Genomic DNA, 17,767 nt, shown 5'->3' with positions numbered 1-17,767 from the left:
CGTACGAAGTGTCCGTGGCGGATGCCACACTCACCTGCCATGGGACATATCGATGATCTTGCGGCGAGGGTGGCACGTGGCGAGAAAGTGAAGTACCTGCCGTTCTGGGGACACCGCCCACGCCCCGACGGCCGGCTCGGATCGAGCTGTCTGAGTCAGTGGTGGCCGTCGCCGTTCACGGTCGGTTCGGTGACGTACGCGTCGGCGGAGCACTGGATGATGGCCGGCAAGGCGCGGCTCTTCGCGGACGAGGACGCGGAGATACGGGCCGTGGCGGCCGGCAGCCCGGCGGAGGCGAAGAAGGTGGGCCGGCTGGTCCGCGGTTTCGACGAGAGCGTCTGGGTGCGCGAGCGGTTCGGCCTGGTGGTGGAGGGCAGTGTCCACAAGTTCGGGCAGGACGCGGCGCTGCGGGGGTATCTGCTGAGCACGGGGGAACGCGTGCTGGTCGAGGCGAGCCCGGTCGACCGGATCTGGGGCATCGGCCTCGCCTGGGACGACCCGGCGGTGACCGACCCGGCCCGCTGGGCGGGGCTCAATCTGCTCGGCTTCGCGCTCATGGAGGCGCGGGCGCGGCTGCGCGCGGAGTGACGGCCGGAGTCTCGGGTCTTTCGTTTGGATCAGGCCGGATCAGGGAGCGGTGTCTGGTGCGGGCAGCTGCAAGGCGGAGGAGGGAGTCGACGCGGAGCGTCGGCGACCGACGACAACGCCGCAGGTGCGCGTGCCAGGGCACGCGAGCCCGGCATGATCCAAACGAGAGGCCCTAGTCCGCCCGGACGGACCGCAGACGGTCGGTCCGGACGGACGAGGCCGGGACGGCTACCGGCCCGCGTCGACGACGAGTGACGTCGCGTACGGGTCCTCGTACTCGTTGACGTCGCTGAACTCTTCGCTGTGCGTGGCGAACAGCCAGATGAAGAATCCGATGATCGCCGCACCGAGGGCGATACCGATGGACCCCAGAATGACTCCCGCCAGCGCCTGGCCGTTGTTGCTGGCCTCGCCGCGCTGGACCCGCTTGCGGCCCAGGATGCCGAAGATCAGGGCGAGGACGCCCAGGATCAGGCTCGGAATCCCGTAGACGCAGAACAGGCAGACGGCCAGGATGCCGAGCACCATGGCCGCGGTGCCGAGGCCGTTCGCGGGCTGCGGGCCGCCCCAGGCGGACTGCCCGCCGTAGCCGGGATAGCTGCCCGGGTAACCGCCGTACGGCGGGACCGGCGCGGCCGGGTAGCCGTACTGCCCCGCGGGCGGGGCTGCCTGCCCCGGGCCGTTCGGCGCGATCGGCGGCGGCGGTACGGACGCGTCGCCCGGACCGAAGCCGGCAGCGGTGTCACCCGGTCCGAATCCCGGTCCGGCGGCTCCCGGCACGGGGCCGGTACCCAGGCCCGGCATGGCGCTGACGGTCGGCTGGTCGTGCACGGGCGGCGGGCCGGCGGCGGCGGGCTTCCCCAGCTCCACCCGGCTGTCCGGCGGCGCCCACGGATCCTTCGGAGCGGGCCCGCCCCCTGGCTGCTCTGTGCTGTCTGACATGGGCCTCCCCCATCGTGGTCCCGTCATGCTACGGCCCGCCTCCGGACCCCCGGCCCCCGCCTACGATGACCGGTGCGGCCGGTGCTCCCGGCCGAATTCACCTGCCACCGAGACCTCCGGAGAGTCCGATGAACGATCTGCACCCCTTCATCGCGGGGCTGCCCAAGGCCGAGCTGCACGTCCACCACGTCGGCTCCGCCTCGCCGCGCATCGTCTCGGAACTGGCCGCCCACCACCCCGACTCCAAGGTCCCCACGGACCCGGAGGCCCTGGTGGACTTCTTCACCTTCACCGACTTCGGGCACTTCATCGACGTCTACCTCTCGGTGGTGGACCTGATCCGCACCCCCGAGGACGTGCGGCTGCTGACGTTCGAGGTGGCGCGGGACATGGCCCGCCAGAACATCCGGTACGCGGAGCTGACCGTCACCCCGTTCAGCTCGACCCGGCGGGGCATCCCGGAGCAGGGCTTCATGGAGGCGATCGAGGACGCCCGCAAGGCCGCCGAGGCCGAACTCGGGGTCGTCCTGCGCTGGTGCTTCGACATTCCCGGCGAGGCCGGCCTGGAGGCCGCCGCCGAGACCACCCGGCTCGCCGTGGACCTGCGGCCCGAGGGGCTCGTCTCGTTCGGTCTCGGCGGCCCTGAGGTCGGTGTCGACCGCCCCCAGTTCAAGCCGTACTTCGACCGGGCGATCGCCGAGGGCCTGCACTCGGTCCCCCACGCCGGCGAGACCACCGGGCCGCAGACCGTCTGGGACGCGCTGACCGCCCTGCGCGCCGAGCGCATCGGCCACGGCACGAGCTCCGTCCAGGACCCGAAGCTGCTCGAACACCTCGCCGAGCACCGGATCGCGCTGGAGGTCTGCCCGACCTCGAACATCGCCACCCGCGCGGTCGCCGATCTGGATCAGCACCCGGTCCGCGAGATGGTCGAGGCGGGCGTCCTCGTCACGATCAACAGCGACGACCCGCCGATGTTCGGCACCGACCTCAACAACGAGTACGGCGTGGCCGCCCGCCTTCTCGGCCTCGACGAGCGCGGCGTGGCGGACCTCGCGAAGAACGCGGTGGAGGCGTCCTTCCTGGACGCGGCCGGCAAGCGGGCCCTCGCCGCCGAGATCGACACGTACACGGCGAACTGGCTGGAGACCCCCGCGCGGTGACGCCCCGCCACAATGGGCCCATGGCTCACACCGTCAGCACCGCCCCCACCGTCACCGCCGTGGCCCACCGCGGCGATCCGTACCGAGTCCGCGAGAACACGCTGCTCTCGGTCCGCTCCGCCCTGGACCACGGGGCGGACGCGGTCGAGATCGATGTCCGGGTCACCCGCGACGGGGTGCCGGTCCTGCTGCACGACTCCACCCTGGAGCGTCTGTGGGGCCAGGACCTGCGTCTCGACCGCATCCGTCACGAGGAGCTCACCGAGCTGACTTCGGGCGGCGTGCCCACGCTGAGCGAGGCACTGCTCGACGGCGGGGACCACCGCCTCATGATCGACCTGCCGGGCTCCTCCGACGCCTCCGTACGGAACATCGTCGGAGTGGTCCGTGAGTGCGGGGCCGCCGACCGGGTGTACTACTGCGCGGGCGGCGAGGCGATGCTGCGGGTCCGGGCGGCGGATCCGTCCGCCGAGATCGCACTGACCTGGACCTCGCTCGCGCCCGCGCGCGCCGCGCTCCTGGACGCCGTGAAGCCGCGCTGGATGAACTACCGGTTCGGTCTGGTGAGCCGGGAGCTGACGGACCGGGTGCACCGGGACGGGATGCTCGTCTCCGTCTGGACGGCCGACACCAAGCGCACCATGCGCCGGCTCGTCGAGCGGGGCGTCGACTCGATCACCACGAACCGCATCGACGCCCTGCGCGCCGTACTCGCCAACTCCCCTGCCGTCAAGGCACCTTGATCGATCCTGCATCATGGAGGCGCGGCATCGCCGGTGATGCCCGGCCCGGCACCAGAGGAGCAGACGTGACCGACCCCAGCCCCGAATCCGTCCCCGCCCGCGTACGTTCCGACATCGCGCACAACGCCCGGGTGTGGAACTACTGGCTGGGCGGCAAGGACAACTACCCCGTGGACCGGACGGTCGGCGACCAGGTCACCGGCATGTATCCGAGCATCGGTGAAGTGGCCCGCGCCGACCGGGCGTTCCTCGGCCGGGTGGTACGCCACCTGGCCGGGGACCTGGGCGTCAACCAGTTCCTGGACATCGGCACCGGCCTGCCGACCTTCAACAACACCCACGAGATCGCCCAGCACACCGCGCCGGACTCCCGCGTCGTGTACGTCGACAACGACCCGATCGTCCTGGCGCACGCCCGCGCGCTGCTCACCAGCTCGCCCGAGGGCGCCACCGAGTACATCGACGCGGACGCCCACCGGCCGGAGCAGATCCTGCGCTCCGTCGAGCCGACGCTGAACCTGAAGCGGCCGGTCGCGGTGATGATGCTCGGCATCCTGAACTTCGTCCTGGACACCGGCGAGGCGCTGGGGATCGTACGGAAGCTGATGGACGCGATGCCGTCCGGGAGCTATCTGGTCCTCACCCACCCCACCCTGGAACTGGGCGGCGAGGGCAACGAGGCGGCGATGCGCTTCTGGAACGAGAACGCCACCCCGCCGATCACCGCCCGCACCCGCGCCGAGTTCGCCGCGTTCCTCGACGGCCTCGACATCCTGGAGCCCGGCATCGTGTCCTGCGCGCGCTGGCGCGCCGAGCCCGGCAGCCGGGAGACCGAGGTCGCCCAGTTCGGCGCGGTGGCGCGGAAGCCGTAGTGGACATACCTGAGGCAGGGTTACGGGCCCTGCGTTCCAGGGCTCCGTGGACGGCGGACATCGGGGTCGCGCTGCTGGTGCAGGCGGCCGTCAGCATGCCGTGGATCCTGCCCCGCGACCCACGCCTGGAGCCGGCGACGCTGCCCGCGTACCTGCTCACGACGCTCACCGTGGTGCCGCTGGTGTGGCGGCGCAGGGCACCCGCCAGGGTCCTCCTCGCGGTCATCGCGGCGCAGGGCCTGTACGGGCTCGCCGTCGACGGCCCCGGGCAGACACTTCCGTACACCGGCCTGGTCGCCCTCTACACCGTGGCCGCCCAGGCACCGGCGCCCCGGCGCCGGATACTCGGGGCGCTGACCCTCGCGATCGTCTTCCCCTCGGCCGCGCTGAACACCGGTGAGGCGCGGGAGCTGGTCTTCTCGCTCATCGTCTTCACCGCGGCGTACGCGTTCGGCCTGCTCACCCACACCCGGCGTGCGTACACCCGGGCCGTGGAGGACCGGGCGCTGCAGCTGGAGCGGACGCGGCGGATCGAGGCCGAGCAGGCCGCCGCGCGTGAACGGGCCCGGATCGCACGCGAGATGCACGACATCCTCTCCCACGCGGTGAGCCTGATGATCGTGCAGGCCGAGGCGGGTCCGGTGGCGGTCCGTACCGCGCCGGAACGGGCGGAGGCCGCGTTCGACGCGATCTCGGAGACCGGCAGGGACGCGATGGTGCAGTTGCGCCGGATGCTCGGCGTGCTCCGGGAGGACGAGGCCCCCGGGGACGCGTCGCGTGGGCCGCAGCCCGCGCTCGCGGGGCTCCCCGCCCTGATCGAGCGGGTCCGCGCGGGCGGTCTGGCCGTCACGCACGAGACGACGGGTCCCGACCGGCCGCTCCCCCTGGACGCGGAGGCCACGGTGCACCGCATCGTGCAGGAGGCGCTGACGAACGTGGTCAAGCACGCCCGCGCCGAGCACGTCCGCGTACAACTCGACCGTACGGAAGACGAGGTGACGATCACGGTGACGGACGACGGGCGGGGACCGGGGTCGACGACCGGCTTCGGGCTGATCGGCATCCGCGAACGGGCCGCCGTGCACGGCGGAACGGTCCGCACGGGCGCCGGTCCCGACGGCCGGGGGTTCCAGGTCCATGTCACCCTTCGGCTGGTGACGTCACAGAAGGGGGTGGGGAGTTGACGATCCGCGTGGTGGTGGCCGACGACCAGGAACTGGTGCGCAGCGGCTTCGCGATGATCCTGGACGCGCAGCCGGACATCGAGGTCGTCGCGGAGGCCGCGAACGGGACGCAGGCGGTCGACGCGGTGCGCAGGACGCGGCCCGAGGTGGCCCTGCTGGACATCAGGATGCCGCTCATGGACGGCATCGAGGCGTGCCGGGCGATCAGTTCGGAGTCGGACTGCCGGACCGTCATGCTGACCACCTTCGACTCCGACGAGTACGTCTACGACGCGCTGCACGCGGGCGCGAGCGGCTTCCTGCTGAAGGACGTGCGCCGGGACGACCTGGTCCATGCGGTACGGGTGGTGGCGGCCGGGGATTCGCTGCTGGCGCCGTCCGTGGCACGTCGGCTGATCGCCGAGTACACCGCGCGCCCCGCGGTGCCCGGTGTGCGGGCGTCCGAGCGGCTGGACGTGCTGACCGCCCGGGAGCGGGAGACCCTGCTGCATCTGGCGCGTGGCCTGTCCAACGCGGAGATCGCGGGCGCGCTGGTCGTCAGCGAGCACACGGTGAAGACGCATGTGGGGAACGTGCTGTCCAAACTGGGCCTGCGCGACCGGATCCAGGCGGTCATCTGCGCGTACGAGTCGGGACTCGTCGCTCCCTCGCCGGAGGGAGAAGCCGCCCTCCACTCCCCCGTACAGGCGAGAGGACGACCAGCCGCAGACCGCCCGCCGGGGTGATCCCCCGGGGCCCGGCGATCACCAGGATGGAGTCCGTCAGCAGGAGCCGCCGGTGGTGACGGGCGGCCCGGACTCCCCAGGAGGCATCACGATGAACACCCGCACCCGCACGGTCCTCGCCGCGGCTCTCGTTCTCGGCATCGCGGCAGGCCCGGTGGTCCCGGCCTCCGCCCTGGGCGGCGCCCGGTCGGTCACGGCCGTCCCGGCGTACGAGGCCCCGGATGCCGAGGCGCTGCGCGCCGTGATCGCCGGGCTGCCGGACGAGGGCGCGACCGCCGCTCTCGTCCGCCTCTCCGGCAGCGACGGCAGCTGGCGCGGCAGTTCCGGCGTGCACGACCTGAAGACGCATCGCCCGGCCGACCCGGACGCCAGGTTCCGCGCGGGATCGGTGACCAAGGTCTTCACCGCGGCGACCGTGCTCCAGCTCGCCGCGGAACGGAAGGTCGGCCTGGACCGGCCCGCCCGTGACTACCTTCCCCAGGACGTCCCGGCCACGTACGGAGACGTCACCGTCCGGCAGTTGCTGAACCACACGAGCGGCCTGCCGTCCGCCGACTTCCCCGGCAGCACGACCGAGGACGCCTACGCCAACCGCTTCCATGTCTACTCGCCCCGCGAGATGGTCGCCTCCGCGACCGCCAAGGAGGAGCTGTTCCCCGCCGGAACCCGGCAGAACTACTCCAACATCGGGTACACCGTGGCCGGCCTCCTGATCGAGAAGGTCACCGGCCACTCGTACGAAGACGAGGTCACGCGCCGCATCCTGAAGCCGCTCGGCCTGCACGGCACGTCGTTCCCTGGTACCGATCCCCGGATACACGGCCCGCACAACCACGGCTATCAGAAGCTGGTGCGGGCCGACGGCACCACCGTGCTGCGCGATGCCAGCGTCTGGAGCGCCACGGACGGCTGGGCAGCGGGCGACATCATCTCGACCACCAGGGACCTGGAGCACTTCACCGAGGCCCTGTTCGGCGGCCACGTGGTGCGCGGTCCGCTGCTGGAGGAGATGTTCACGCTGCCCGACGCGTCCGTGCGCGACTACAGGACGGGCGACCCCGCGGCGTACAGCGCCGGCCTGACCTCGTGGAAGCTCGGCGGACGCCAGGTCTGGGGCAAGACCGGTGGCCGCTGGGGCTACAACACGGGGATCGGGGCTGCCCGCGACCTCTCGCGCACGCTCGTCTACAGCGTGAACTCCACGGACGCGAAGGGCCGCGAGACCAACGAGGTGGTGATGAACCTCATCGTCACCGCCTTCGGTGAGCCCTCGCGGAACTGACCCGTGGCCGGGACTACAGACCGACGATCGAGTTCCACCTCTTGGCGAAGGCGGACCGCTCCTCGGAGGTGATGTCCCTGGCGATGGCGAGGCGCTTGCGCAGCGCGTCGTCGGGGAAGATCAGCGGGTCCTCGGCGAGCGCGGCGGTCTCCTCGTCCTCAGAGGAGGCCAGCACCTCTCGGGCGGCGGGGACCGGACAGACGTAGTTGACCCAGGTCGCCAGTTCGGCCGCCACCTCCGGGTCGTAGTAGTGGTCGACGAGCTTCTCCGCGTTGCGCTTGTGGCCGGCGAGGTTGGGGATCATCAGGCTCTCGGACCACAGCTCGGCCCCCTCCTGCGGCACCACGAACTCGATGTCCGGGTTGTCGGCCTGGAGCTGGATGACATCGCCGGAGTACGCCTGGCAGGCGAGGACATCGCCGGTGGACAGGTCCTTGATGTAGTCGTTGCCGGTGAAGCGGCGGATGTGCCGGGACCTGACGAGCTTGTCCACCTGTTCGCACATCTCGTGGAAGTCGTCGGCCGTCCAGCGGGTGACGTCGACCCCGTTGCCCTGCATCAGCAGCGCGAAGGACTCGTCGAGGCCGGACAGCAGCGACACCTTGCCGCGCAGGTTGCTCGCCCACAGATCGCTCGTGTGCTGGATCTCGCGGCCGAGCTTCCTGCGGTTGTACGCGATGCCGGTGATCCCGGACTGCCAGGGCACGGTGTGCGTGCGGCCCTCGTCGAAGGCGGGGGAACGCAGCTGCGGGTCCAGGTACCGGGCGACGTTGGGCTGCGCGGCCCGGTCCATCTCCTGCACCCAGCCCAGCCGTACGAAGCGGGCGGCCATCCAGTCGCTGACGACGATCAGGTCCCGGCCGGTGCGCTGGTGGTTCATCAGCGCGGGGCTGATCTTCCCGAAGAACTCGTCGTTGTCGTTGATCTCCTCGGTGTACGTGACGGAGATCCCGGTGCGCTTCGTGAAGGCGTCGAGGGTGGGCCGACGGGACTCGTCCGCGTCGTCGGTGTCGATGTACAGCGGCCAGTTGGCGAAGTGCAGGGAGCGGTCGGTGTCCGAGGTGTCGCGGCCGGCGCGGTCGCCCGGCTCGACATAGGCGGCGGGCACTCCGCAGCCCGCCAGCGCGGCACCGGCCGCTCCCGCCCCCAGGGAACGCAGGAGGGAACGGCGGGACATGGGGTGGTTCAAGATCGCTCGCACCTGCGCAGGATGCCGGTCGGGCACCGCGGCGGGCAATGGACCAACCGTCCAGCGGGGCGGGCCCGCTCCGCACACCCTGTCGATGACGGGGGACGGGCGGGAACGGGAACGGCCCCGGGCGTGTGCCCGGGGCCGTCACCACCGCTGTGCGGTACGCCGGTCAGTCGTCGAGCGACGTCATGACGTGCTTGATGCGGGTGTAGTCCTCGAAGCCGTACGCGGAGAGGTCCTTGCCGTAGCCGGACTTCTTGAACCCGCCGTGCGGCATCTCGGCGACGAGCGGGATGTGGGTGTTGATCCACACACAGCCGAAGTCGAGGTTCTTGGACATGCGCATGGCGCGGGAGTGGTCCTTGGTCCACACCGAGGAGGCGAGCGCGTACTCGACGCCGTTCGCGTACTCCAGCGCCTGGGCCTCGTCCGTGAACGACTGGACGGTGATGACCGGCCCGAAGACCTCGTTCTGGATGATCTCGTCGTCCTGCTTGAGGCCGGAGACGACGGTCGGGGCGTAGAAGTAGCCCTTGTCACCGACCCGCTGACCGCCCGCCTCGACCTTGGCGTGGGCGGGGAGGCGCTCGATGAAGCCGCTGACCTGCTTCAGCTGGTTGGCGTTGTTGAGCGGGCCGTAGAGCACGTCCTCGTCGTCCGGCAGGCCGGTCTTCGTGTCGGCGGCGGCCTTGGCGAGCGCGGTGACGAACTCGTCGTGGATCGACTCGTGGACCAGCACGCGGGTCGCGGCCGTACAGTCCTGGCCGGCGTTGAAGAAGCCCGCGACGGAGATGCCCTCGACGGCCTTGGCGATGTCGCTGTCCTCGAAGACCACGGCGGGCGCCTTGCCGCCGAGCTCCAGGTGGACGCGCTTGACGTCCTTGGCCGCGGACTCGGCGACCTGCATGCCGGCCCGTACCGAACCGGTGATCGAGGCCATGGCCGGGGTCGGGTGCTCGACCATCGCGCGGCCGGTGTCACGGTCGCCGCAGATGACGTTGAAGACGCCCTTGGGAAGGATCTGGCCGATGATCTCCGCGATCAGCACGGTCGACGCCGGAGTGGTGTCGGACGGCTTGATGACGACGGTGTTGCCCGCGGCGAGCGCCGGGGCGAACTTCCAGACGGCCATCATCATCGGGTAGTTCCACGGCGCGACCTGGGCGCACACGCCCACCGGCTCGCGTCGGACGATGGAGGTCAGGCCCTCCATGTACTCGCCCGCCGAGCGGCCTTCGAGCAGCCGGGCGGCACCCGCGAAGAAGCGGATCTGGTCCACCATCGGCGGGACTTCTTCGGTACGGGTGAGCTCCAGCGGCTTGCCGGTGTTCTCCGACTCGGCCGCGATGAGGTCCTCGGCCCGCTCCTCGAAGGCGTCCGCGATCTTGAGCAGAGCCTTCTGGCGCTCGGCCGGCGTGACGTCACGCCAGGCGGGGAAGGCGGCTGCCGCCGCTTCCATGGCGGCATCGACGTCGGCCTGGCCGGAGAGCGGGGAGGTCGCGTAGACCTCTTCCGTCACCGGGTTGACCACGTCGATGGTCCGCCCGTCCGCGGCGTCCCGGAACTCTCCGTTGATGTAGTTGCGCAGACGGCGCACCTCGGTGGTCACAACCACCCCTCCTGTCGGCTGTCCGATGGATGAGATTCCACCCTAATCGCTTCGGTGACGCTTTCGACATACCCGTAGTCCGTCAACTTCGGATTCAGTGAGATCCAGGTCCGCAAACAACGAATTTCATCGATCCGGGGTTGCCAGACAGACGAGTCTCGGTGCAGAGTGGCCCTGTGGCCAGTCGCAGCGCAGACTCCAGGACCGGGAACGGATCGTCCCCGACGGTCGATGCCGTCTCTCTCGCAATCATCGAGCAGCTCCAGGAGGACGGACGCCGTCCGTACGCCGCGATCGGCAAGGCCGTCGGCCTGTCCGAAGCGGCTGTACGCCAGCGCGTCCAGAAGCTGCTCGATCAGGGCGTGATGCAGATCGTCGCCGTCACGGACCCGCTCACCGTGGGCCTCCGCCGTCAGGCGATGGTCGGCATCAATGTCGAGGGAGACCTCGACCCCGTCTCGGAAGCCCTGGCGGCCATGGCCGAGTGCGAGTACGTGGTCATGACCGCGGGCTCCTTCGACCTGATGGTGGAGATCGTCTGCGAGGACGACGACCACCTGCTGGAGACGATCAACAAACGCATCCGGGCCATACCCGGCGTGCGCTCCACCGAGAGCTTCGTCTACCTCAAGCTCAAGAAGCAGACCTATATGTGGGGAACCCGATAGCCGTGAGCAAGGACCTCAGCCGAACCGCGTACGACCACCTGTGGATGCACTTCACCCGCATGTCGGACTACGAGAACGCGCCCGTTCCCACCATCGTGCGTGGCGAGGGCACCTACATCTACGACGACCAGGGCAAGCGCTACCTCGACGGCCTGTCCGGCCTGTTCGTGGTCAACGCCGGCCACGGCCGTCATGAGCTTGCCGAAGCGGCGTACAAGCAGGGCCAGGAGCTCGCCTTCTTCCCGGTGTGGTCCTACGCCCACCCCAAGGCCGTCGAGCTGGCCGAGCGTCTCGCGGACTACGCCCCGGGCGACCTGAACAAGGTCTTCTTCACCACGGGTGGCGGCGAGGCCGTCGAGACCGCCTGGAAGCTGGCCAAGCAGTACTTCAAGCTCAAGGGCAAGCCCACCAAGTACAAGGTCATCTCGCGTGCCGTCGCGTACCACGGCACCCCGCAGGGAGCCCTGTCGATCACCGGCCTGCCGGCCCTGAAGGCCCCCTTCGAGCCGCTGGTCCCCGGCGCCCACAAGGTGCCGAACACCAACATCTACCGCGCCTCGATCCACGGCGACGACCCGGTGGCCTTCGGCCGCTGGGCCGCCGACCAGATCGAGCAGGAGATCCTCTTCGAGGGCCCCGACACCGTCGCCGCGGTCTTCCTGGAGCCGGTGCAGAACGCCGGTGGCTGTTTCCCGCCGCCGCCCGGATACTTCCAGCGCGTCCGCGAGATCTGCGACAAGTACGACGTGCTGCTCGTCTCCGACGAGGTCATCTGCGCCTTCGGCCGCCTCGGCACGATGTTCGCCTGCGACAAGTTCGGCTACGTGCCGGACATGATCACCTGCGCCAAGGGCATGACGTCGGGCTACTCCCCGATCGGCGCCTGCATCGTCTCGGACCGCATCGCCGAGCCGTTCTACGAGGGTGACAACACCTTCCTGCACGGCTACACCTTCGGTGGCCACCCGGTCTCCGCGGCCGTCGGCCTCGCCAACCTCGACATCTTCGAGCGCGAGGGCCTCAACCAGCACGTTCTCGACAACGAGAACGCCTTCCTCACGACGCTGCAGAAGCTGCACGACCTGCCGATCGTCGGCGACGTCCGCGGCAACGGCTTCTTCTACGGCATCGAGCTGGTGAAGGACAAGGTCACCAAGGAGACCTTCACCGACGAGGAGACCGAGCGCGTCCTGTACGGCTTCCTCTCCAAGGCGCTGTACGACAACGGCCTGTACTGCCGGGCCGACGACCGTGGCGACCCGGTCGTCCAGCTCGCGCCGCCGCTGATCTCCGACCAGTCGACCTTCGACGAGATCGAGGGCATCCTGCGGTCCGTCCTCACGGAGGCGTGGACGAAGCTCTGACCCCGCGGGTGACCGCCGGCTGACGACGTTCCAGCGGTCATTTCATACGGTCCACGCGGCCCGGATACGCCTTTCGAGTGAGAAGGAGCGCATCCGGGCCGCGTGCTGTGCGCACACCAGGGCCGGGCTGCCTACCGTGCCGAGTGACCGATCGGCCGCGTCTTCGTTCCCCCGTACGGGGGACGGGAAATCTGATCTGAACCGAGGTGTACGCCATGGTGGCCCCGCCGGACAACGACGTGATCTGGGCGCGTTCCCTGCATCATTCCCACAACGGCTCACCCGGGCTCGGTGGTGTCTCCGTCGGCATCCGGGACGGCGAGATCCTTGCCGTGACCGGGCCGCGCGGCAGTGGGAAGACCACGCTGCTGCACTGTCTGTCCGGACAGCTGGTGCCCCAGCAGGGCGAGGTCTGGTTCAACAGCGTCCCCATCCACACCATGGGCCCCCGCCTGCGCGAACAGCTGCGCCGTGAGCGGTTCGGCTGGATCGCCCCCGAGCCCCAGCTCGTACCGGAGCTGACCACCTGGGAGAACGCGGCCCTTCCGCTGCTCCTGCGGGGCACCTCGCACCGGGCCGCGAAGAAGGCCGCGCTGGAGTGGCTGGAGCGCCTCGACATCGCCGCCTTCGCCAAGAAGCGACCGCACGCGCTGCTCCAGGCCCAGCGCCAGCGGGTCTCCGTCGCCCGCGCGCTGACCGCCTCGCCGTCCGTGATCTTCGCCGACGAGCCGACCGCGACGCTCCACCGCGCCGAACGCACGCAGCTCCTGCGCACCCTGACGACCGCGGCCCGCTCGCACGGCATCACGGTCGTCATCGCCACCCACGACGTGGAGGTCGCCGCCCTCGCCGACCGCGCGGTCGCCCTGCTGGACGGCCGCCGCGTCAGCACCGTCTCCCTGCCCGCCGTACCCGATGCGGAGGGCCGCTCGGCGTGCTCGCTCTCCGTCTGACCCGCGGTACGCATCCTCTGGTCCTGGTCCGGCGGCTGCTCGTCGCCGCCGCGTCGGCCGGAGTCGGCTTCCTGCTGCTGTGCACCCTGGGGTACGCCTCCGGGCACCCGGCGCAGGCCACCGGATCGGTGCTGCGGCTGCTCTGGTGCCTCGTGCCGCTGGCGGCCACCGTGCAGTTCGCCGTCGCGGTGGCCCGGACGGACCCGGGCACCCGCCCCCGCCCGGGACTCTCCGCCATCGGGCTCGGGCCGGTCAGACTCTCCGTGCTCGCCGCCGTCTCCACCGCGGTCTCCACCACGCTCGGCTCGATGGTGGCCCTGCTCTTCTTCCTCCACCTGCGCGGCGACCTGACCGGGCTGCCCTTCGACGGCGGTGCGGCCGAACTGCTGGGCGCCGAAGCCCCGTTGCCCCTGGCAGCCGCCCTCGTGCTGCTCGCCCTCGTGCCGGTGGCCTCGGCGCTCGCGAGTGCGCTGGCTCTGCGCTCCCGGCCCTCGGCGCCCTCCTCCGACACCGCGGAGGTCACCGACGAGGCCGGTACGTCACGGGCTCCGTCCGGTCTGCCGTGGGGCGTCGCCCTGACCGCGGCGGGTCTCGCGGTCGAGGCGTACGTGAGCCGGGGAGCGGCGGGAAACCCGTTCCCGCTGCCGGGCAGGCTGGACGCCGCCCCCGCCGGCGTCCTGGCGGGCTGGACCCTGACGGCGATCGGCCTGGCCATGGCCGGGCCCGGCCTCACCTACCTCTGCGGGCAGCTGCTCCAGGCGGTACGCCCGGGAGCCGTGCGCCTGCTGGCCGGCCGGGTCCTGATGAACGAGGCGAACCGGATCGGCCGCCCGATCGGAGTCGTCTGCGCGGTCCTGTCCGCGGTGATCGCGGCCGTCGCGCTGTACGGGACGGGGCCCCGCCCCTTCGGCCCCCTCACCGCCCTCGGAGCCGCGCTCGTCCTGGGCTGCACGACCGCGACGCTGCTGACCTCCGCGCTGGAGGCGAAGCAGGCCCGCGCCGACACGGCGGACGCGCTCCTCAGAATGGGCGCCCCGGCCTCCGCGCTGCGCAGCGCCACCGCGCTCCGGACGGGTGCGCTGCTGCTCGTGTTCGCACCGCTGACCTGGGTGGTGGCGGAACTGGCGGCGCTGCCGCTGACCGCCTGACGCTCCGCGTCGTGGCGGGCCGCCCCGTTCGGGTGCCTGTCGTCAGGCCCCGTCCTCGGGACCCGTCCTCAGGACGCGGCGAGGACCGTGGAGAGGGTGTCGAAGAACGCCTCCCAGCCGTCCTCGGCCGCCGCGTACTGCTCGGGGGTGAGGTTGCCGCCGCGCTGGCGGAACACCATCTCGGTGGTGCGCCCCCGCCCGGTGAACGTGGCGGTGACGATCTCGCCCTCCGCCTCCTCGGGCGCGGTGGCGTCCTTCAGCGTGAAGGCCAGCCTCTCCGGTTCGACGACCTCTCGGTAGACGCCGTGGAACGGCATCTCCGTACCGGGTACGACGATGACCAGACTCCACTTCCCGCCCGGCCTGACATCCATCGACACCCGGTCGAGCGGTACGTCGGCGTCACCGCCGTACCAGGCGGCGAAGGGTTCCGGCGTCGTCCACGCCTCGAACACCCGCTCCCGTGGGGCGTCGAAGACACGGGTGATGTCGATGCCCTCGCGTACTGACCCGTTCATGGTCCCTGTCCTTTCCCCAGCGGCCCGGAGCCCGTGGTGGCCTTCGGCCGGGCTGTGCTGCCGGTTCCAGGGGACCAGGCTCCGGAGGGTGCCGCCAGCCGGTCACTCCCCGGTCGCGCCCCGGACACCGCCCCTGCCGTCCGGCGCCAGGACCACCGTCTCCGCCACATCGAAGGTCACGCCGACCGCGGAGCCCTCCTCCGGCGTGTCGCGCAGCGCGCACTCCGCCTCCAGCGCGGGTCCGCTGTCCGGGTGCAGCAGTACGGAGACGTGGTGCCCCCGGAACGTACGCACCCCCACCGTGCAGCGCAGCCCGGCGTCCGGGGCGCCGATCCGCACCCCGGCCGGCCGGACCAGCAGCTCGCAGGCGCCCTGCCACTCCCCCTCCGGCACGGCCACCTTGCCCCAGGCGGTGTCCGCGACGGCGCCCGTCACCTCGGCGTCCACCACGTTGTCGAAGCCGAGGAACCGGGCCACGAACGCGGAGGCCGGCCGCTGCCAGACCTCCATCGGGGTCCCCGCCTGGGCGATCCGCCCGTCCCGCATCACCACCACCCGGTCGGCGAGCGCGAACGCCTCGCCCTGGTCGTGGGTGACGGCCAGCACCGTCGTACCCAGGCGGCCGAACAGCGTACGGAGTTCGACGACCAGGCGTTCGCGCAGGCTCCGGTCCAGCTGTCCCAGGGGTTCGTCCAGCATCAGCAGCTTCGGGCTGGGGGCGAGCGCCCGGGCCAGCGCGACGCGCTGCTGCTCGCCGCCCGACAGCGCGGCGACGGCCCGCCGGCCGGCGCCCGGCAGCCCCACCAGACCGAGCAGTCCCTCGACCTTCCGTTCCCGCTCCGCGCGCGCGGCGCCGTGCATCCGCAGCCCGAAGGCGACGTTGGCGCCGACATCGCGGTGCGGGAACAGCTGGTGGTCCTGGAACATCAGGCCGAGGCCCCGCCGGTGCACCGGCACACCCGCCTGGTCGGCGCCGTCCAGCAGCACCCGGCCGCCGTCCAGGGGCTGGAGCCCGGCGACCACCCGCAGCAGCGTCGACTTCCCGCTGCCGCTCGGCCCCAGCACACAGACGATCTCGTGGTCGGCGACCTCCAGGTCCACCGCGTCGAGCGCCGTCCGCCGCCCGAAGCGGACCGTGGCCGATTCCAGTGTCAGCATGGTCAGAACTCCCCGGATCGGTCGGTGCGGATACGTTCCAGCAGAAGCAGCGACACCGCGCAGACGAGCATCAGAATGGTGCTGAGCGCCATCGCCTGACCGTAGTTGAGCTCCCCGGACCGCCCGAGCAGCCGGGCCACCGCGACCGGCAGCGTCGGATTGTCGGGACGCGCGATGAACACGGTCGCCCCGAACTCACCGAGCGATACGGCGAAGGCGAAGCCTGCCGCGACCAGCAGCGCCCTGCGCACGAGCGGCAGATCGACCTCGCGCCAGGCTCGCAGCGGTGAGGCCCCGAGCACCGCCGCGGCCTCCCGCAGCCGCCCGTCCACCGCGCGCAGGACCGGCAGCATGGTCCGTACGACGAAGGGAACGCCCACCAGGGCCTGCGCGAGCGGCACGAGGATCCAGGACGTCCGCAGATCGAACGGCGGCTCGTCGAGCGTGATCAGGAAGCCGAAGCCGACCGTGACCGCGGAGACTCCGAGCGGCAGCATCAGCAGCGCGTCGAAGCCCCGGACGAGCCGCCCCGCCCGGCGGGTGAGAGCCGCCGCGGCCAGGCCGCCGACGAAGAGCGCGATGAGGGTCGCGACGAGCGCGTACCGGAGCGAGTTCCAGACCGCTTCGAGCGGCGGTACGAGGAACGTGGACCCGCTGGCGTCGGCGGACTGGAGCGCGCGGTAGAACGCGAAGCCGTAGCCGCCCGGCCCGTCCAGGGAACGCTCCACCAGCACGCCGAGCGGCAGCAGGATCAGCAGCAGCACGGTCAGCAGCACTCCGCCGAGCAGCGCCCACTGCCCGGCGCCGCGCGGCCTGCGGGCGGTCTGTTCCGGATCGACCAGCTTCAGCGCGGTCTCCCGTCGCCGTACGGTCCGGGCGTGCACGGCCAGGATTCCGCCGACCGCGGCGAACTGCACGAGCGTCAGCACCGCGGCCGTCGGCAGATCGAGGAGCTGGGCGGTCTGCCGGTAGATCTCCACTTCGAGCGTGGAGTAGGCCGGGCCCCCGAGGATCTGCACGACGCCGAACGAGGTGAACGTGAAGAGGAAGACCATCAGCGCGGCTGCGGCCACGGCGGGCGCCAGCGCGGGCAGGGTCACCCGCCGCCAGGCGGCGAACCGTCCGGCACCGAGCACCCGGGCGGCCTCCTCCTGCCGCGGGTCGAGCTGCGACCAGAGGCCGCCCACGGTCCGTACGACCACGGCGTAGTTGAAGAAGACATGGGCGAGCAGGATCGCCCACACGGTGGTGTCGAGCCGCACGCCCCACAGCTCGTCGAGGAAGCCGCCACGGCCCAGCAACGCGAGGAACGCCGTCCCGACGACGACCGTCGGCAGGACGAACGGCACCGTGACGACGGCGCGCAGCAGTTGCTTGCCGGGGAAGGCGAAGCGGGCGAACACGTATGCGGCCGGCAGCGCGAGAACCAGGGTGAGGGCGGTGGAGGCGAGGGCCTGCCAGGTGGTGAACCAGAGGACGTCGACGATCTCCGGCCGGCTCAGCACCTCGCCGATCCGGCCGAACTGCCACCGGCCCCCGTCCTTCAGCCCCCGGCCGACGATCGCGACGACGGGGTAGGCGAAGAACAGCGCGAAGAACGCGACGGGCACGGCCATCAGGCCGAACCGCACCGCGTTCCCGCGTATCGCCGCCTTGCG

Annotated in this window: 17 protein-coding genes; 11 read left to right on the top strand and 6 right to left on the bottom strand. The window is 71.2% G+C overall.

The features are described 5' to 3' along the window. Window positions 1–39: 39 nt before the first annotated feature. Window positions 40–588, top strand: coding sequence for an NADAR family protein (locus OG230_RS26020; RefSeq protein ID WP_328906130.1), 549 nt, complete (start codon window positions 40–42; stop codon window positions 586–588). 228 nt (window positions 589–816) lie between these two features. Here the strand turns inward: OG230_RS26020 and OG230_RS26015 are convergent, their stop codons facing one another. Next, on the bottom strand, window positions 817–1,530 hold the full coding sequence (locus tag OG230_RS26015) for a DUF4190 domain-containing protein (protein ID WP_328906129.1): 714 nt from the start codon (window positions 1,528–1,530) through the stop codon (window positions 817–819). Window positions 1,531–1,658: 128 nt separating this feature from the next. Between OG230_RS26015 and OG230_RS26010 the strand changes: the two genes are divergently transcribed. The 6 genes from OG230_RS26010 (at window position 1,659) to OG230_RS25985 (ending at window position 7,499) form a co-directional block, all read left to right on the top strand. Beyond that, window positions 1,659–2,693, top strand: coding sequence for an adenosine deaminase (locus tag OG230_RS26010; RefSeq protein WP_328906128.1), 1,035 nt, complete (start codon window positions 1,659–1,661; stop codon window positions 2,691–2,693). Between the two features lie 20 nt (window positions 2,694–2,713). Further along, window positions 2,714–3,436, top strand: a complete 723-nt coding sequence (locus OG230_RS26005) for a glycerophosphodiester phosphodiesterase (protein ID WP_328906127.1) — start codon at window positions 2,714–2,716, stop codon at window positions 3,434–3,436. Window positions 3,437–3,501: 65 nt separating this feature from the next. Then, window positions 3,502–4,308: an SAM-dependent methyltransferase gene (locus OG230_RS26000; protein ID WP_328906126.1), complete on the top strand. Its 807-nt coding sequence runs from the start codon at window positions 3,502–3,504 to the stop codon at window positions 4,306–4,308. Continuing rightward, window positions 4,308–5,492, top strand: a complete 1,185-nt coding sequence (locus tag OG230_RS25995; protein ID WP_443051379.1) for a sensor histidine kinase — start codon at window positions 4,308–4,310, stop codon at window positions 5,490–5,492. The genes OG230_RS26000 and OG230_RS25995 overlap by 1 nt, the downstream gene beginning before the upstream one ends. Next, entirely contained in the window at window positions 5,489–6,217 is a 729-nt protein-coding gene (locus tag OG230_RS25990) for a response regulator transcription factor (RefSeq protein ID WP_328906125.1), read from the top strand. The genes OG230_RS25995 and OG230_RS25990 overlap by 4 nt, the downstream gene beginning before the upstream one ends. Window positions 6,218–6,308: 91 nt before the next feature. Then, entirely contained in the window at window positions 6,309–7,499 is a 1,191-nt protein-coding gene (locus OG230_RS25985) for a serine hydrolase domain-containing protein (RefSeq protein ID WP_328906124.1), read from the top strand. 13 nt (window positions 7,500–7,512) lie between these two features. On the opposite strand, the gene OG230_RS25980 is transcribed toward OG230_RS25985, so the two are convergent. Next, window positions 7,513–8,676: a polyamine ABC transporter substrate-binding protein gene (locus tag OG230_RS25980; RefSeq protein WP_328911538.1), complete on the bottom strand. Its 1,164-nt coding sequence runs from the start codon at window positions 8,674–8,676 to the stop codon at window positions 7,513–7,515. A gap of 184 nt (window positions 8,677–8,860) precedes the next feature. After that, a complete protein-coding gene (locus OG230_RS25975) occupies window positions 8,861–10,300 on the bottom strand; it encodes a gamma-aminobutyraldehyde dehydrogenase (RefSeq protein ID WP_328906123.1) in 1,440 nt (479 codons plus the stop codon). Between the two features lie 161 nt (window positions 10,301–10,461). Between OG230_RS25975 and OG230_RS25970 the strand changes: the two genes are divergently transcribed. The 4 genes from OG230_RS25970 (at window position 10,462) to OG230_RS25955 (ending at window position 14,433) form a co-directional block, all read left to right on the top strand. Beyond that, window positions 10,462–10,968: an Lrp/AsnC family transcriptional regulator gene (locus OG230_RS25970; protein WP_328906122.1), complete on the top strand. Its 507-nt coding sequence runs from the start codon at window positions 10,462–10,464 to the stop codon at window positions 10,966–10,968. Next, window positions 10,953–12,332 carry an aspartate aminotransferase family protein gene (locus OG230_RS25965; protein WP_328906121.1) on the top strand — a complete coding sequence of 460 codons (1,380 nt, stop codon included), beginning with the start codon at window positions 10,953–10,955 and terminating at the stop codon, window positions 12,330–12,332. The genes OG230_RS25970 and OG230_RS25965 overlap by 16 nt, the downstream gene beginning before the upstream one ends. Before the next feature lie 215 nt (window positions 12,333–12,547). After that, window positions 12,548–13,285, top strand: coding sequence for an ABC transporter ATP-binding protein (locus OG230_RS25960; RefSeq protein WP_328906120.1), 738 nt, complete (start codon window positions 12,548–12,550; stop codon window positions 13,283–13,285). Continuing rightward, complete coding sequence (locus OG230_RS25955) at window positions 13,267–14,433, top strand: hypothetical protein (protein WP_328906119.1); 1,167 nt, start codon at window positions 13,267–13,269, stop codon at window positions 14,431–14,433. The genes OG230_RS25960 and OG230_RS25955 overlap by 19 nt, the downstream gene beginning before the upstream one ends. Before the next feature lie 68 nt (window positions 14,434–14,501). On the opposite strand, the gene OG230_RS25950 is transcribed toward OG230_RS25955, so the two are convergent. The 3 genes from OG230_RS25950 to OG230_RS25940 all read right to left on the bottom strand — a co-directional run bounded on the left by OG230_RS25950 (window position 14,502) and on the right by OG230_RS25940 (window position 17,725). Then, window positions 14,502–14,951 carry an SRPBCC family protein gene (locus tag OG230_RS25950; RefSeq protein WP_328906118.1) on the bottom strand — a complete coding sequence of 150 codons (450 nt, stop codon included), beginning with the start codon at window positions 14,949–14,951 and terminating at the stop codon, window positions 14,502–14,504. Window positions 14,952–15,053: 102 nt separating this feature from the next. Next, the gene (locus OG230_RS25945) at window positions 15,054–16,109 is read right to left on the bottom strand and encodes an ABC transporter ATP-binding protein (protein WP_328906117.1); all 1,056 of its coding nucleotides are present in this window, start codon (window positions 16,107–16,109) and stop codon (window positions 15,054–15,056) included. 2 nt (window positions 16,110–16,111) lie between these two features. Next, complete coding sequence (locus OG230_RS25940) at window positions 16,112–17,725, bottom strand: ABC transporter permease (protein ID WP_328911537.1); 1,614 nt, start codon at window positions 17,723–17,725, stop codon at window positions 16,112–16,114. Window positions 17,726–17,767: the final 42 nt, after the last annotated feature.

It is taken from the genome of Streptomyces sp. NBC_00234 (assembly GCF_036195325.1).
Classification (GTDB): domain Bacteria; phylum Actinomycetota; class Actinomycetes; order Streptomycetales; family Streptomycetaceae; genus Streptomyces.
The sequence above is the reverse complement of the archived record's forward strand: the minus strand, read 5'-3'. Positions and strand labels throughout refer to the sequence as shown.

Coding starts and splice junctions, on each gene's coding strand:
- OG230_RS26020 (WP_328906130.1), top strand. CDS start 40: ATGGGACATATCGATGATCTTGCGGCGAGGGTGGCACGTGGCGAGAAA.
- OG230_RS26015 (WP_328906129.1), bottom strand. CDS start 1,530: ATGTCAGACAGCACAGAGCAGCCAGGGGGCGGGCCCGCTCCGAAGGAT.
- OG230_RS26010 (WP_328906128.1), top strand. CDS start 1,659: ATGAACGATCTGCACCCCTTCATCGCGGGGCTGCCCAAGGCCGAGCTG.
- OG230_RS26005 (WP_328906127.1), top strand. CDS start 2,714: ATGGCTCACACCGTCAGCACCGCCCCCACCGTCACCGCCGTGGCCCAC.
- OG230_RS25985 (WP_328906124.1), top strand. CDS start 6,309: ATGAACACCCGCACCCGCACGGTCCTCGCCGCGGCTCTCGTTCTCGGC.
- OG230_RS25980 (WP_328911538.1), bottom strand. CDS start 8,676: ATGTCCCGCCGTTCCCTCCTGCGTTCCCTGGGGGCGGGAGCGGCCGGT.
- OG230_RS25960 (WP_328906120.1), top strand. CDS start 12,548: ATGGTGGCCCCGCCGGACAACGACGTGATCTGGGCGCGTTCCCTGCAT.
- OG230_RS25950 (WP_328906118.1), bottom strand. CDS start 14,951: ATGAACGGGTCAGTACGCGAGGGCATCGACATCACCCGTGTCTTCGAC.
- OG230_RS25945 (WP_328906117.1), bottom strand. CDS start 16,109: ATGCTGACACTGGAATCGGCCACGGTCCGCTTCGGGCGGCGGACGGCG.
- OG230_RS25940 (WP_328911537.1), bottom strand. CDS start 17,725: ATGGCCGTGCCCGTCGCGTTCTTCGCGCTGTTCTTCGCCTACCCCGTC.